Origin of the sequence: Paenibacillus sp. FSL M7-0420 (genome assembly GCF_038002345.1) — a bacterium.
GTDB lineage: Bacteria > Bacillota > Bacilli > Paenibacillales > Paenibacillaceae > Paenibacillus_AQ.
In genome coordinates this window covers 3380482-3395380 of the sequence record NZ_JBBOCJ010000001.1, presented here as the reverse complement: position 1 = coordinate 3395380, position 14899 = coordinate 3380482, and the positions used below count along the sequence as shown (strand labels likewise).

12 protein-coding genes are annotated in these 14899 nt (G+C 45.0%); 1 reads left to right on the top strand and 11 read right to left on the bottom strand.

What is annotated here, in order from left to right; all coding sequences use genetic code 11:
- Window positions 1–152 precede the first annotated feature (152 nt).
- The 11 genes from MKX51_RS14420 to MKX51_RS14370 all read right to left on the bottom strand — a co-directional run bounded on the left by MKX51_RS14420 (window position 153) and on the right by MKX51_RS14370 (window position 13672).
- Window positions 153–470: a hypothetical protein gene (locus MKX51_RS14420; protein ID WP_340940893.1), complete on the bottom strand. Its 318-nt coding sequence runs from the start codon at window positions 468–470 to the stop codon at window positions 153–155.
- Between the two features lie 240 nt (window positions 471–710).
- Window positions 711–1427 (bottom strand): response regulator transcription factor, encoded by a 717-nt coding sequence (locus MKX51_RS14415; protein ID WP_339256611.1) that lies wholly within the window; start codon window positions 1425–1427, stop codon window positions 711–713.
- On the bottom strand, window positions 1420–4080 hold the full coding sequence (locus MKX51_RS14410) for a sensor histidine kinase KdpD (protein ID WP_340992846.1): 2661 nt from the start codon (window positions 4078–4080) through the stop codon (window positions 1420–1422). The genes MKX51_RS14415 and MKX51_RS14410 overlap by 8 nt, the downstream gene beginning before the upstream one ends.
- A 119-nt stretch (window positions 4081–4199) precedes the next feature.
- Window positions 4200–5039, bottom strand: coding sequence for an RCC1 domain-containing protein (locus MKX51_RS14405; protein ID WP_340992845.1), 840 nt, complete (start codon window positions 5037–5039; stop codon window positions 4200–4202).
- A gap of 70 nt (window positions 5040–5109) precedes the next feature.
- Window positions 5110–5529: an FMN-binding protein gene (locus MKX51_RS14400; protein ID WP_340992844.1), complete on the bottom strand. Its 420-nt coding sequence runs from the start codon at window positions 5527–5529 to the stop codon at window positions 5110–5112.
- A 94-nt stretch (window positions 5530–5623) separates the two neighbouring features.
- The gene (locus tag MKX51_RS14395; protein ID WP_340992843.1) at window positions 5624–6394 is read right to left on the bottom strand and encodes a flavodoxin family protein; all 771 of its coding nucleotides are present in this window, start codon (window positions 6392–6394) and stop codon (window positions 5624–5626) included.
- Between the two features lie 230 nt (window positions 6395–6624).
- The gene (locus MKX51_RS14390; RefSeq protein ID WP_340992842.1) at window positions 6625–8214 is read right to left on the bottom strand and encodes a peptide ABC transporter substrate-binding protein; all 1590 of its coding nucleotides are present in this window, start codon (window positions 8212–8214) and stop codon (window positions 6625–6627) included.
- Window positions 8215–8472: 258 nt separating this feature from the next.
- On the bottom strand, window positions 8473–8769 hold the full coding sequence (locus MKX51_RS14385) for a hypothetical protein (RefSeq protein WP_340992841.1): 297 nt from the start codon (window positions 8767–8769) through the stop codon (window positions 8473–8475).
- Between the two features lie 332 nt (window positions 8770–9101).
- Window positions 9102–10052: a radical SAM protein gene (locus MKX51_RS14380; RefSeq protein WP_340992840.1), complete on the bottom strand. Its 951-nt coding sequence runs from the start codon at window positions 10050–10052 to the stop codon at window positions 9102–9104.
- A 55-nt stretch (window positions 10053–10107) separates the two neighbouring features.
- The gene (locus MKX51_RS14375) at window positions 10108–11859 is read right to left on the bottom strand and encodes an ABC transporter ATP-binding protein (protein WP_340992839.1); all 1752 of its coding nucleotides are present in this window, start codon (window positions 11857–11859) and stop codon (window positions 10108–10110) included.
- A gap of 1 nt (window position 11860) precedes the next feature.
- Window positions 11861–13672 carry an ABC transporter ATP-binding protein gene (locus MKX51_RS14370; protein ID WP_340992838.1) on the bottom strand — a complete coding sequence of 604 codons (1812 nt, stop codon included), beginning with the start codon at window positions 13670–13672 and terminating at the stop codon, window positions 11861–11863.
- Between the two features lie 428 nt (window positions 13673–14100).
- Between MKX51_RS14370 and MKX51_RS14365 the strand changes: the two genes are divergently transcribed.
- Window positions 14101–14871, top strand: a complete 771-nt coding sequence (locus MKX51_RS14365; RefSeq protein WP_340992837.1) for an SAM-dependent methyltransferase — start codon at window positions 14101–14103, stop codon at window positions 14869–14871.
- Window positions 14872–14899 lie beyond the last annotated feature (28 nt).

Below are 14899 nucleotides of genomic sequence, written 5' to 3'. Positions count from 1 at the left end.
CCAGCATTGCCGTCATATACACATCCATCATCGTCTTTGCCACTCCTCACCTTAAGGTAATCTCTCTCTTGTAACTTCCGGTCTAGCGTATCATTTCTCCCATTAGTTCAGGGTAAGGGTTTCCTCAGGCGCATTAAGATTGCATTAAGACTTCAAGAGAGGCGGTAAATCTCTTCGCCCAGCACTCTGTTGACCGCCCCGATAAAAGCACCATAGCCTCCGTCCGCCTCCATCCGGTGCGGGAGCGCCCAGGCAAGGATCACTTCCGTCTCCTGACGATCGAACTCGAAGCTGGTCACAAGCAGCTCACTGACCTCACGGGCCGAAGCCCCGCAGGCAAACTGGTATGCCGCAGCGTACACCCCGCTATTCTCATAGATGCAGTCTTGCAGCAGATAGATCCGGTCATAATGCCGCTTGATCAGCACCAGCAGCCCCGTCAGCACCGTCACCCATCCAATATTTCTCATCCACACATCCATCTCCAAGCCTTCTCTCCAGTAGGTTAACTTCAGAATTCAGCGTACCACTCCCGCCATTAGTTCAGGATTAGGGTTTGGTTCTACAGATTAAGATTACGTTAAAATACCGCCGGAACGCCGCTCCAGCCGCGCTTGCACCATCCGCCGGAACGTCAAAAAAACCATGCCCGCACAGGCATGGTTAGGAACACTATGAAACACGCGATGCGGCTTCTTCCGCAAGCCGGTTCAAATCACTCGGCTGTCGTCCCCCGCCTGCAGCATCCGGTAGCCCACACCGATATGGGTCTGGATCACCTTGGGCTGGGAAGGGCTGCGCTCAATCTTCTTGCGGAGCGTAGCCATGAATACACGGAGCGCCGGAATGTCGTACGAAGGACTGCCCCAGATTTCATGCAGGATATAATTATGGGTCAGGACCTTGCCCACATTCTTCGCCAGCAGACACAGCAGCTTATACTCAATCGGCGTCAGGTGGATCTCGTCACCCTCCAGCCAGACACAGCCCGCCGCATAGTCAATCCGCAGATTTCCGTTCGCAAAAAAGGGCGAATCCTTCATCAGCTTCTCGCTGTCCCCCCGGATTCGCCGCAGACTGACCCGCAGCCGGGCGAGCAGCTCCTCCACGCTGAAGGGCTTGGTCAGATAATCATCGGCTCCGGCATCCAGCGCTTCAATCTTGTCGCGGTCCTCACTGCGGGCACTGACCACGATGATCGGAAGGTTCGACCACGCCCGGACCTTTCGGATAATATCCACACCGTCCATATCGGGCAGACCGAGGTCCAGGATCATAAGATCCGGCTGACTGGATACAGCCTCCAGGATGGAAGCCTCCCCCGTCTCTGCGGTATGGTATTTATAGCCCTGAGTCTCCAGCGTAGTGGTAATCAGCTTGCGGATCGGCTTGTCATCTTCGACAACCAGAATCATGGGTTTATTCATGGACATTCACCTCCTCTGCCAGCAGGGTGAAGCGGAAGACCGTTCCCTGCGGTGCATGATCTTGTACTTCAATATGCCCGCCATGGGCATGAATAATTGATTTGCAGAGCGCAAGACCCAGACCCAGACCGCGCCTGCCGTCTCCCCGCACGTTATCCGCCGTATAGAACATCTCGAATACCTTGGCCTTCGCTTCTGCGGCTATTCCCGGTCCGTCGTCCGCAACCTCGACCACAACAAGCCCCTTTTCCTGTCTGGCGGATAGGGTAATATGAGAACCCGACCCGCTATACTTAATCGCATTATCTACCAGGTTGATGATCACCTGAATGATCAGCCGGGAATCCATCCTTGCCATGAGCAGCTCATCTTCCAGCACCACCCGGATCACATGATCCTCCTTGTTGCGGTTCACATGCAGCAGCGCTTCCGCGATCACTTCCTCCAGCAGCTCCGCCTGAAAGTTCAAATGAAGCGCGCCATTATCAATCCGGGTAATCGACAGCAGATTCTCCACCAGATTGATCAGCCAGATGGAATCGTCATAGATATCGCTGTACAGCTCCTGCTTCTGCTCCTCGCTCAGCACCGCCGAGTTGCCGATTAGAATTCCCGCATTGCCGGAAATACTGGTAAGCGGCGTGCGCAGATCATGCGAGATGCCGCGCAGCAGATTGGCGCGCAGCTGCTCCTGCCGGATTTGCAGGGAGCTTTCCTTTTGCAGCTCGTTCAGCTTGTCTTTCTCCAGAGCGAGGGCGCATTCACCAAGCATGGCGATCATCAGACTTGACTCGAACACCTCCAGCGGTTCTTCCTGCTGCATCACAATTCCCGCCACCGCAAACACCGTATCGCCGCTCCGCACCGCATGATACAGGCAATGGGCTGCCGAGAAGGTATCGGTAGACGCTCCGGCCCGTTTATTGTTCCGCAGCACCCATTCCGCTACCTCGCGCTCCGCTTCCAGCGTATCTCTTTGAGCGACAATCGTACTCCCATCCTTGCCGTACAGGAGCGGCTCCGAGAGTCCATCGCCCTCCACCTCATAGATGATGATGCTCCGGTCCAGCAGCTTGAGCATTTGCAGCGCGGTCTCGCTCAGGATGGCGGGCGTATCTTTGGCCTGCTGGAGCTTCCGGCTGGTCTCCAGGAGCACCTCGGTGCGGTAGGCTTTTTGCGCTGATTCTCTGGCCTGCTCCTTCACCCGCAGCGTTAACGTACTGGTGATGAACGAGGCCGCCAGCATTACGAGGAAGGTCACCGGATACCCGGAATCATAGGCCTGAAGCGAGAAATAAGGCTCAGTGAAAAAATAGTTAAAGACCAGCACGCTCAAAATCGACGTCACCGCGCTGTACAGCCGTCCTTTTGTAACCATCGCATCGAGCAGAACACCCAGAATATAGACAGTGATAATGTTCGCTTCACTGAAGCCGAGAACCTTGAACCACAGCCCGATGATCGTGCAGACCAGCAGAATCCCCAGGGTTTTGCCTGTATCAGCCAGCGAGAGCAACGGAGGTCTGGCATACTGCGGGATTTTGGATTGCAAGGCAGACTCTTGATCCGGGATGATATAGACGTCGATATTCGGGGCAGCAGCCGTCAGTTTATCTACGAAATTCGAAGCGATTGGCCAATGGCTGCGATTCTGCGACCGGCCAAGGATGATTTTGGAGACCCGGCTGGTTCGGGCATATTCGGCGATCTGCCCCGGCACATCCTCCCCGTATACCGTGGCAACCTGCGCACCAAGCTGTTCGGCCAGACGCAGATTCTCCCGCAGCTCCGACTTGTTCCTCACCGTTAACTCTTTCGTTCTTGAGGTCTCCACGTAGAGAGCAGTGAATTCCCCCTGTAGGTCTTCGGCCATTCTTGCCGCAGTGCGGATGACCTTCTTATTGGATATTGCCGACGACAGACAGACAAGGATATGCTCTCTGCTGTACAAGCTGGCTTCCACTGCCCGTTCCCCTAACCTGCCCTCATAACGTTTGATTTGATCCGCCCTGTACCGTAGAGCCAATTCCCGCAAAGCGCTCAGCTTCTGGGGAGTGTACAGATCACCGGCCTCCTGCCGGAGCTGCTCCGTGGAATAGATTCGCCCCTCATGCAGACGCTCCAGCCAAATGTCCGGACTGATATCAATGAACTCGACCTGGTCCGCACGTTCGAACACACTGTCGGGAATACGCGCGGGCTCAGCCATTCCGGTCATGGATGCTACAACATCGGTCATACTTTCCAGCTGTTCTATACTAACCGTAGTGTAGACATCTATTCCCGCGCGCAGCAGCTCCTCTACATCCTGAACCCGCCGCTTGTGGCGTACGCCCGGAGCATTGATGTGGGCCAGTTCATCCAGCAGAATCAGGTCCGGCCTCCTGCGGATCGCCTGGTCCAGATCAAATTCCGGCACGATGGTCCCGTTTACAGGAATGTCCAGCGGCGGCATCAGCTCCAGTCCATTAATAAGCTCCGCATTATCTGCTCTGTCATGGGCTTCAATGTAGCCCGCCAGCACCTGCTGGCCGTTCTTCTGCTCCGCATGGGCGGCCTCCAGCATCGCCCGGGTCTTTCCTGCCCCCGGCACATATCCGAAGAATATCCTCAGCCTGCCCCGCCGCTTCTTCGCTGTATTTTCCCCTATCATCTGAAGGTTTCCTTCCCTCTAAGCCCATCTATAGACCAGCCATTGTACACTGTAGCGTTAGTATAGCATGTGCATAATGAGCATAGTATTACGGATTCGGCTGTGGCATTAAGATTGTATTAAGATGACAGTCCATTCAGCAGCGCTGTATCACATTGCCCGTACGCATTACTCCCCGCCGCAACCACTGTGCCATCCTTCTTAAGACCGAGCGTATGGGTGCAGCCTGCCGCAATGGCAACAATATCCGTCCAGCTGCTCACCTCACATTGCCCGTAATCATTCCAGCCTGCAGCCGTCACTGTGCCGTCCAATTGAAGGCCTACCGTATGATGGCTGCCAGCCGCGATGGCTTTAATCTTGCGCCAGCCGCCTACTTCACCTTGTCCGCGCTTGTTCAGACCTGTAACTACTACTGTACCGTCTGCTCTAAGTCCAGTGGTATGAAGATAACCTGCCGCGATCATCGTCAGCTCCTGCCAGCCATCCACATTCCGCTGCCCATAGCGGTTGTTCCCCGCCGTAATAGCCGTACCATCGGCCTTGAGACCAACAGTGTGCCAGTCTCCTGCGGTAACCGCAACGATATCCGACCAGCCACTGACCTCACATTGACCTTCGTTGTTTCTCCCTGCCGCAACCACTGTTCCGTCTGCCTTCAGCCCGACCGTACGCCGCCAGCCTGCCGCAACCGCAACGATATCGTGCCAATCGCCCACGTTGCATTGATCATGCTTATTCCAGCCGGCCGCGATCACCGTTCCGTCCGGCCTTAGGCCTACTGTATGCGAATTCCCTGTATGAGCATTGCCTGCTGCAACCGCAACCATATCACGCCAGCCGCTTACCTCGCATTGCCCGTATGTATTTTCGCCGCAAGCCCGCACGGTTCCGTCCGGCAAGAGCAGAACGGAATGGCGGTATCCCGCCGCGATGGCGGATAATGAATCGGTATGCATATGCATTGCTCCTTTGGGTTCTGTTTCGTATAAGGATCTCATTGGTATAGCTAGTATTGCAAAATATTTGTTACTTTTCAACGCCCTTGTGAAGGGCATTCTCTATGGCCTTGAGGTAGGCTTTGCTTGTAAGCGTGGCACCGCTGATGCTGTCTACCTGAAGCGATTGAGCCTGGATCACTCTGTCAAATAATTCATCTGCAGACGCCGCAGGCTGATTCTCCGCATGGTCCAGGAGCTGGATCGCTGTAACTTTGTGCGCCGTGACGGTAACCAGCACCTTATTCGCCCTCCATTTATACATTCCGCCAGCATATTCACCTGTATACTCACCTGCATGCAGCTTGTTGAAGTTCACTTGATCAATCTCAACATCCCGCGCTTCACGGCGCTCTTTCTCTGTATAGAGCAAGGCCGCGCCTGAACCGATTAGTCCCACGAGAATCGCGGTTAGGCACAGCAGCAGGTTGCGTTTCCATTTCTTTTTCATGTTGACCCTCCTCTTAACCCTCCTCTCAACCCTCCTCTCAACCCCACTCTTAACCCTCCTCGTCGTGAATGAATACATTTGTGTTCATTCATCATTAAGCGCGTTTAGCCATTCTTTTACCGATTCTGTCGAACAGATGTCCGGCCAAGCTCTTGACAGGACCCAGCGAGACCGGATAATAATATGCCGCTTCAAACCAGCCGTTAGTCTGGTAATGCCGGAAATCCTTCGACCGCTCATCCAGCATATGGTGAATACTGGTCCGGGACAGCCGGAACATCAGCAAGCGGAACAATGTCGGAGTCGGCGGGGCCGGACGCATCAGTCCTTTGTAGAAGCGGGCCGCAGACTTGCGGATTCTCACTGCATTTTTCTGCGCGGCTGCTGTGGTCACTGGCTCCATCGTACTAAGCACACACCCTGTGGTAACCTGGAAACCCAGATTCTCTCCCATGCTGCTAAGATATTTGACAATCGCATTCCCGCCGTGAATCCCCTGATTGACGATCGACGTATAGGTCTTGCCGAAGAACTGGGGCCGATGGAACACATACGCCAGCCGGTCCAGCAGATTCTTCATCGATGCCGAGACATGGAACGCATAATTGGGAGTCGCCATAATCACACCGTCTGCATGCTCCAGCTTTCCGATCAGCACATCCCGGTCATCTTTGAGCGGACAATATTCTTCGCCCTTACTGAAACAGGTTTTACAGCCCCGGCAGAACTCCAACCTATAGTCCTTGAGGAAAATGTACTCAAACTCAATCTCCCCGTAGGTTCGGAGCTGTGCTTCAAACTCACGGACCGCTCTGTACGTATTGTTCTTTTGCTGATTGCCGATGATTGCGATGACCTTCTTCATGTTTGTCCCTCCAGAATAGAATACAAAATAGTGACTCCACTTGATACCTGAGTAAATCATGAATGAATATTTTATAATTCATTCATAATGTATATTAGCATAGATATGCGCTGTTGTCTGTACGGACACGGCTTGATTTTGAACGATTGGTGAAGAGCTTAGGGGAAAAGAAAGAAGCCACAAGCAGCAATCTGCTCATGGCCTCCTGATCCTTATTTTCTAAACGCTTTTCACCGCCACGAGCCTCTTGTGAAAGCTATGGACCCGTCATAGTCAACATATACATTCTTGATATTAGGATGACTCAAATAATCAGTCACAGTGTAAAACAGCGGAATAACTGCCATTTGATCCATGAGCAGCTGTTCGGCCTTGGCATAGATCTGCATACGCGTGCCGGGGTCGGCCGCCTGCCGGGCTTGCTGCATATAACGGTCATACGCTGTATTACTCCACCCTGTATCATTGGAGACATTCTGTGAACTGAACAGCTCCAGCATCGAGGCCGGATCATTGAAATCAGCGCTCCATCCCGCTCTTGCTATAGCATAGTTTTGATGTATACGATTATCCAACAGTTCCTCGAAGCTTTGGATTTCTACACTTGCTTCAATGCCTAAGTTCTTTTTCCAGTCCTTAATCACTTTACTTGCGATAACGTCATGATTGATATATTCATTCACGATAATAGTGAAGCTGGGGAACTTGGTGAGTCCCGCTTCTCTCATGCCTTCCTTCAGTAATTGCTTGGCCGCCGCCACATCCTCATGAAAGTACATCTTGTCCGACATCTCTGTGCGGAAATTCAACTGGGTCCCATGAATACTTGGCGGCACAAATCCAAACGCCGGATTGCCGTAACGCAAGGCTTCACGGTCAATCGCCATCGCCAATGCCTGACGGATCTTCAGATTGTCAAACGGCGGCTTAGTCAGATTGAATTGATAAAAATAGGTGGAAGCATACGGTCCTTCATGCAGGTCGCGGTAAGATGCGCTATCTAAAGATGTATAATCCACTGATTCCACCCCTCCGCCTCCAACCCAGTCAACCTTCTTGTCCATATAAGCGACTGTCGGATTCTCAGGCAGCAGCAGACGTACCTCCGGCAGCTTAATTTCTTGGGCCACATAATAAGAAGGGTTTTTAACTATAGAAATCTCATTACTCTTCCAAGTCTTGAGCTTGAAGGGACCATTGGTTACCATAGACTTAAGGTCTGTTGCCCATTGGTTGTTGGCCTTCGCAGTCTTAGCGTACACCGGAAAATAGATGCTCTCTGCGAGCAGTTGGATGAAATAGGAGGTTTTCTCCTTTAATGTGACCTGTAGTGTGGTGTTATTCAACGCCTTTACGCCGATTTTGGAGGTATCCTTCAGAAGTCCCTCGTTGTAGTTCTGCGCATTATTAATCATGTACATATTAAAAGCGTAGACATTCTTGGCTTCCGGAGCCAGCGCCCGCTTCCAGGCATACTCGAAGTCCGAGGCCAGCACCTGCTGCCCGTTGCTCCATTTCGCATCCCCGCGAAGCGCAAAGGTATACGTTCTGCCATCCTTCGAGAGGGTCCATGATTTTGCTATTGCCGGAACGGCTTGACCAGCCGCATTCAACCGGACCAGTCCTTCAAATAACCCTTTGAGAACCGTCACTGTGCTGTCATCCGCAGCTGCTGCCGGATCAAGCTGATCAGGAAGACTTCCCAGACCGATACGCAATACCTTATTAGCTTGTGCAGCAGATGAAGTACCTGCCCCTCCAGTGAGCGTTACACTCATCATTAAACCTACTGCCAAAATGATATAAAGCAACCTTTTCATCAATGTTTCCCCTTTGTATAGCTATTATGTATTAGTAATAGAATAACATGAAGGGCAGATATTACGCTGTCGTAATTTATCGAAGATCAATAATTATATTCCATGTAAAAAAGTCCATAATCAAAGGATCAAATCAAAGGTTGTGGTCTTCATGCTCCCTGACCAGCAGAGCTTTATCTTGAGCCGTAATACACTGTAATCTCCTCAGTAAGAATAATTTCTTTCTCACTCGTCTAAATTAATATATTTTACACTGCTTTAAACCTCTAATCCAAATACACTTTTATTAGGATTGTTTATATAAAAACAACTTTTTTCAAAGCTATTTTTAGACTGTAAGAACTCATCCAAGAATTCTATTACCAACGAGGGTTTAAAATCAAATATGCCTTTAGCATTAAAACTAAGAAGCTGCAGTCCCCCTTTATCTAAAAGCCAATCATCTTTTTCCTCAATGGCTAAATATACTTTTTCAATTTGTGAAAATGATACCTCTGTATAAGAGTATTTCTCTTTAATAGAAAAATCAGCTATGTAAAATACTTTCTTTTCCATATTGTAACCATATATAAAAGTATCGTGAGGAAAAAATTCTGAGCGGCCGAAATAGGATTGTTCAAACACGCCATAAATATAATTATTAAGATCGATACACTCGATAAAAAACTCACAAATATCTTTTTAAAAAAACAAAATGGTTTCTCGTTTTAGATGTTGATTATAAATCCATGGGCAAACCTCTAATATAGGATATTGATAAAAGTCAACAAAGGTTTTGTCGTGCGATTCGTCTCTGATCATTTGAAAATAAATTAGCTTGCCATTGCCAAGAAGTTATAATTGGATACTTCATTGGTAAGATTTTAGAGTTCATTTACTTTCCTCCTCTAATCATTATCTATTTCACAACTTAAACATTTATCAAAATCAGCCGCAGATAAAGTACGGATCTCATGAAATAAGGAATTGTCCCTCCAAATGTTTTCAAACGGTTTTGTTCTAATGTTCTCGGTGTAACCACCGCTGTTTTCCGGCACACTTGTATCTTTAAAAATAATACATGGAAATACATTTCCTTCAGCATCAATAAAAGCTGATGTTCTTCCAGCCCGGCAGATGCCATCAGAAAGTTTTCTTTTTTTATAATTTTCTTCTATATAATCATCAGATACTTTATAAACCACTGATTTGTCCGTTTCTATTAACTTGGAAATCTGTTCATTTGTTAATTTATATTGCAAAGGTTTTGTATTCCCGCTGTATGTTGAAGTAATGTTATAATCAACTACTAGTTCGACTCCAAGCGATTTGGATAACAAGTTTAATGAATTCAATGAGTTAAGGGTTTCTTGAGTGAGTACACATTTCATCAACACTTTCACGTTTGCTTCTGTCAACAATTTAATTGCATGAACTGTCTTTTTCCATGCTCCAGTTCTCTGTACGATTTGATCATGTTCGCTTTCGATTCCAGAGTGCAAACTTATCTCAATTCTCGAAAACAGCTCAGAGAATTGTCTATAGTTTTTTTCATTTATTAGTGAACCATTGGTATTAAGGGACAGGCCAAACCCTATTGATTTAGCCCTTTCAAATATTTCTATACATCTTCTCTTTAATAAAGGTTCTCCACCAGTAAAATTAATTTCAATCGTGCCTATTCTTTTTAAATCGTCCAACAAAGTGAACAATGTTGCAGTATCTAATCCATCGTCTTCATCACACTCGGCATAACAAAACTTGCATCTCCAGTTGCATCTTTTGGTTAATTCAATTTGAACATGACTAGGTACGTTTTTAGCCCGCAATACACTGAGAATATGCTCACTTAATACCATATTTCCACTCCCGCTTCATTTAATTTAAAATCAGTTTTTAAAACTATCGGGTGGACTAGTGATACCACTGTTCTTGAGCTGTATAGAGTTTTATGTATTCAGCATTGTTCTCAAGCAGTTCTTTATGAGTCCCGATTCCCACAATTTCACCATTATTCATGACGATAATCCTGTCCACCACTCTGCATAGCCCCAGTCTATGAGAAATAACCAAGGATGTTTTCTTCTCTGAAATTTCCAGGAATTTCTCCAGCACTTCCGATTCGAATGTCGGGTCCATAGCAGAAGTTGGTTCGTCCAGAACAACCATTGAACTATCCCGGAACATCGTTCTGGCCAATCCAAGCCGCTGATTGTCTCCACCCGATAACTCAATCCCGCCAAATTCACTTCCGATAGGGGTATCCAATCCGTTTTCTCTGACAAGCTTCTCCATCCCCATCATGTTCACAACATTTAAAATAGCCTCATCGCTATCCATTTTTTGAGTCTTACTAATCGCAATATTCTCTCTGATGGTAAGTTTGTAGGTAACAAAATCCTGCCATATAGAAGAAATGAGGGAATAATAACTTGTTTTATTGATAGCCTTCAGATCCGTTCCATTGTAATAAATGCTGCCGCTGCTGGATGAATACATCCCCATGATTAATTTTGCCAGGGTGGTTTTCCCGCTCCCGTTTTTTCCGACTATTGCCAGCTTTTCTCCTTTGTGTATTTGTAGGCTCACATTTTTCAGAGCATAATCTGTACTATTCGGGTATAGAAAAGAAACATTGTCCATAATAATTTGATTAAAATCTCCTTTTATTTGTGCTATGCCCTCAACCTCTTCCTCCAATTCCAAGAAATCAAGATAGTCTTTCGAGAACAACAAGTGTTCTTTAAAACGGCCTAATTCCACCAGGAAAGATCTTGTCTGGTCTTGCACTATTGCAAAAGCAGCAATACACGCACCGAACAGTCCGATTGTTATCTCATGATGGATAACAAGTCTGTAGGCAAAAAATATGCTGGTCAAGTATCCAAGTGCCCTGAGAAAATCGCACACCAGTAAAGTCAGACTATCTTTCCTTCTGAAATTCCACTCTTGACTCAACACAGCATCACGATAATAAGTCCACTTCTCAGCCAAGTAATCACCGCTGCCGTTAACCCGCATTTCTTTTACAGCCTGCTTATTATTGAACAGACTCCAGAAATAATCCAGGGATCTCTGCTTGGGGGCCTGAAACCATTTCAAATAGTAAAATTCTTTACCCCGGATAATTCTGGCTATTAAATAAGGAAGCACGCTAAGCAAGGAGATTGGAATAAACCATAAGCTATAGGATGCTAACAGAGTGATTACAAGAAGCACCGAGATGAAACTGGAGAATACGCTGATTGTAATCATAATTAATTGCGGAATTACCGCTCTCGTTACACAATCTTTTGCTCTATTTAACTTATTTAATATCTCAGGTGTTTCCATGCTGATAAAAGGAAGCTTCGTACACTTTTCGCCTATATAAATATTAAGCTGATATCCCAGTTTCTCGTAAATCCCAATAGACACAAATAACCCAGCGATACTCTGAAGGATGGTTTTCAGGATATAAATCGCTATAAATAGCACCATGAAAAAATAAATTTTATGCAGATTTAACAAAGCCGTGTTGCTAAACTCATGAAAGATCGATGACAAAATCCTGGTTGAGACAGCGGGATATAAGAAACCGGCTGCCGAACTAATTATAATAATCAAAAGCGATCCGGGCGAAGAGTCCATTGCTATTCTAAATATTTTAGCCAGCTGCTTTAACATATTAGTAGCCCACTCTCAAAGAGGTTCTATCCATGTCATACCATTTCGCCTGAGCTCTGAACATTTCAGCATAAATTCCCTGTTTGGCGATTAACTCATCATGGTTGCCTTCTTCGCAGATCCGCCCATCATCTATAACAAAGATTTTGTCTGCCAATTTGGCACTTGCCAAGCGATGTGAGATCATGATCGAACCTTTTTCTTTTATAACTAAAGAAAGAGATTGATAAAGTTCACTTTCTGCAACCGGATCCAAAGACGCTGTTGGCTCATCTAGTATGATAAATGAAGAATCCGCGAAAAGTGCTCTGGCTAGAGTAATCCGCTGCCACTCGCCTCCAGATAGGTCTATGCCGTCATCCTCCAGCTTCCCTAAAGGCGTGTTCAGTCCTTTCCCAGAAAGCTTAAGGAATCCCATTGTTTCAGCCTGTCCCAAGGCCTTATCTATAGCTGCATCGTTATGGATTTTTGTAATATTCCCTAAGGCTATATTCTCCCGTACAGTTAAACTGTATTTCATAAAATCCTGGAAGACGACGCTGAAAAGAGCAGAAATCTCATGCTGACTCAAGTTTGAAAGCGCTATACCATTAATGGTGATCTCCCCCCTATCAGGTTGATAAAGCCCGCACAACAGCTTAATTAGCGTAGACTTTCCAGCACCATTTTTACCGACAATTGCAATTCTCTCATTATGTCTTATCGTCAGAGACACACCTTGCAGAATCGGTTTTTGAGATTGGGGATATGAAAAGTAGACATCATTAAAACAAATTTCAGGATTATTGAAACACCTCTCTTTTTTGAAATCAGCGCTCTCTTCACTTTCAGGCAAAGACATAAAACGCTTATAGTACTTTGTCTTCAATACATTTCGGGAGTATTCGGAATATTCCCAGGAGACCTGCTCAGATATACTGATAATCGAATTGAGAGAGCCCATTAAAGCTACAAAAAGCCCTAAAGTAATGAGTCCGTTGTACATATAATTTACTAAGGTAATAATAATTAGCACCGTCCAAGCCATAACACATAAAGTATTGATAAAGATAAGTTTTTGAGATTTTACATTGGCGCCCACCCTCTCTTTATAAACTTTACTTCTGATCCCTCCCCATTGATTAACGATATATTCTACCGCACAAAATAATTTGAGTTCAGAAAGGGAAGATTTAGTAGTCAACAACCCTAACAAATATCCCAACTTCCGATCTTCGGCAGATTGTTTGTAGAAAAGGCTGTCGAGGATAGTCATAGCTCTATAGTTTAGAAAAAGCATGGGAACCGTGAATAAAAAACAAAGTACTGACAACCAGACAGAAACCTTTGCAAATACCAGATTTAGTAGTACCAGTGAAAGCAGAGAACTGCCTATCTGCGTGATATTAAGAAAACTGTTTTTGATACTTTCACTAGGATGGTCACTCATTTGAAAAATAATATCCTGCGTTTCTTGATCTTCAAAACAACTGTATTTGAGCTGCTTATACTTGTTCAATACGACCGGTGTCCAGTTTTTCAATAATAATCTATCAAAATTTATATTGAGGTAACCCTCCATCGACGTACAAAGGGAGATTGTCAAAATAGTGATAAGTAGTAGCACCAGGTTCAGACCCACGTGGGTGTAACCCGCATTGCCTTTGTATAATTCAGATACACTGTCGATTAGATCTTCTGTTAGCAAAAAGCTTAACGGAGCCAAAATCGCTGACACCATTAACAAAATTATTTTGAGTATGGCATGAGCTTTACAAAACTTTATCATGATTTTTATCGGGTCCAGACAATATCGTAGTAATTGCAGCTTCATCACACCTTGTTTTTTGGAATTAGTGTTTTCACTTAATAAATTGTTTTCTTCAATTGCGCCCCAACAAATAAACAAATGAACATTTAAGTTTACATTTTACAATTACATAAAACCACTTCCCTTCTAATTAATTTGCATCTTATCACAGCATTTTCCATCTGTAAAGCGACTAATTTGTAATAATATTGAAATTATTTAAAATTAAATACAAATTTTAAACAAATATCGGATTTTTATTGTTACATTTTTATCTATTGACTCATGTTTTTTCCTATGGTATTAATTACAATATTAAAAGAAAATCATAAATTATTAATTTAATATTTACAAATGAATAAATAATTTTATGCTTTTGAACATTTAAATGATAATTATGCGCAATCATTTTTACCAAGGCACTTATTCTATCTAAAATTGGAGTTTTCTAAATGAAGAAAAATAAAAAAAGTTGTATTGTCATTGATAAATTAATTTCAGAAAATTGGTTTGATAGCTTGAAAGAGGCAAAAAAATGGATAATATTAGGTCGAGTTTTGGTTAACGATGAATTAATACTAAGTGTTAACGACAAAGTTCCTGTAGATGGAACAGTAAGAATTAAAAGGTATTATCAAAGAAAGTATGTAAATAAAGGAGGCTTAAAATTAGCAGGCGCATTACGTGATTTTGGAATTGATGTAAATGGAAAAGTGGTAATGGATTGCGGAGCTTCTACTGGCGGGTTTACTGATTGCCTGATACAAAATGGAGCAAAGCTTGTTTATGCTGTTGATGTAGGGTGCGGTCAAATAGCAGGGAAACTACTATTCGATAAAAAAATAGTGAATATGGAAAAAACCAATCTTGCTGACAAAGTTCTGCTTTCGTTATTCCCTTCTCCAGAAGTAATCACCTTAGACTTGTCATACCTTTCATTAAAATATGCCCTGCCATTATGTAGAGAAATCATAGGGGATTGCGGAACTGTAATTGCTTTAATTAAACCTCTGTTTGAAGTAGCATCTTCTGATATACGCAGAAGCGGGGAATTCGACAGTATCGATACCATCCGTGATATATTAACCGATTTATGTAATCACTTTATCGAAGACTATGAGATAATTGCTATTACCAATAGTCAAGTTACAGGGAATAATGGTACATTAGAATTTTTTATTTATTTGGAATGGGGAAATAATTTTAGTAAGCACTCATTTTAATAAATACATATCTTAATGTCCTTAATCT

What these genes read in the sequence shown, in the direction of transcription:
- MKX51_RS14420 (WP_340940893.1), bottom strand. Translation starts at nt 470, where the DNA reads ATGAGAAATATTGGATGGGTGACGGTGCTGACGGGGCTGCTGGTGCTG.
- MKX51_RS14415 (WP_339256611.1), bottom strand. Translation starts at nt 1,427, where the DNA reads ATGAATAAACCCATGATTCTGGTTGTCGAAGATGACAAGCCGATCCGC.
- MKX51_RS14410 (WP_340992846.1), bottom strand. Translation starts at nt 4,080, where the DNA reads ATGATAGGGGAAAATACAGCGAAGAAGCGGCGGGGCAGGCTGAGGATA.
- MKX51_RS14405 (WP_340992845.1), bottom strand. Translation starts at nt 5,039, where the DNA reads ATGCATACCGATTCATTATCCGCCATCGCGGCGGGATACCGCCATTCC.
- MKX51_RS14400 (WP_340992844.1), bottom strand. Translation starts at nt 5,529, where the DNA reads ATGAAAAAGAAATGGAAACGCAACCTGCTGCTGTGCCTAACCGCGATT.
- MKX51_RS14395 (WP_340992843.1), bottom strand. Translation starts at nt 6,394, where the DNA reads ATGAAGAAGGTCATCGCAATCATCGGCAATCAGCAAAAGAACAATACG.
- MKX51_RS14390 (WP_340992842.1), bottom strand. Translation starts at nt 8,214, where the DNA reads ATGAAAAGGTTGCTTTATATCATTTTGGCAGTAGGTTTAATGATGAGT.
- MKX51_RS14385 (WP_340992841.1), bottom strand. Translation starts at nt 8,769, where the DNA reads ATGGAAAAGAAAGTATTTTACATAGCTGATTTTTCTATTAAAGAGAAA.
- MKX51_RS14380 (WP_340992840.1), bottom strand. Translation starts at nt 10,052, where the DNA reads ATGGTATTAAGTGAGCATATTCTCAGTGTATTGCGGGCTAAAAACGTA.
- MKX51_RS14375 (WP_340992839.1), bottom strand. Translation starts at nt 11,859, where the DNA reads ATGTTAAAGCAGCTGGCTAAAATATTTAGAATAGCAATGGACTCTTCG.
- MKX51_RS14370 (WP_340992838.1), bottom strand. Translation starts at nt 13,672, where the DNA reads ATGAAGCTGCAATTACTACGATATTGTCTGGACCCGATAAAAATCATG.
- MKX51_RS14365 (WP_340992837.1), top strand. Translation starts at nt 14,101, where the DNA reads ATGAAGAAAAATAAAAAAAGTTGTATTGTCATTGATAAATTAATTTCA.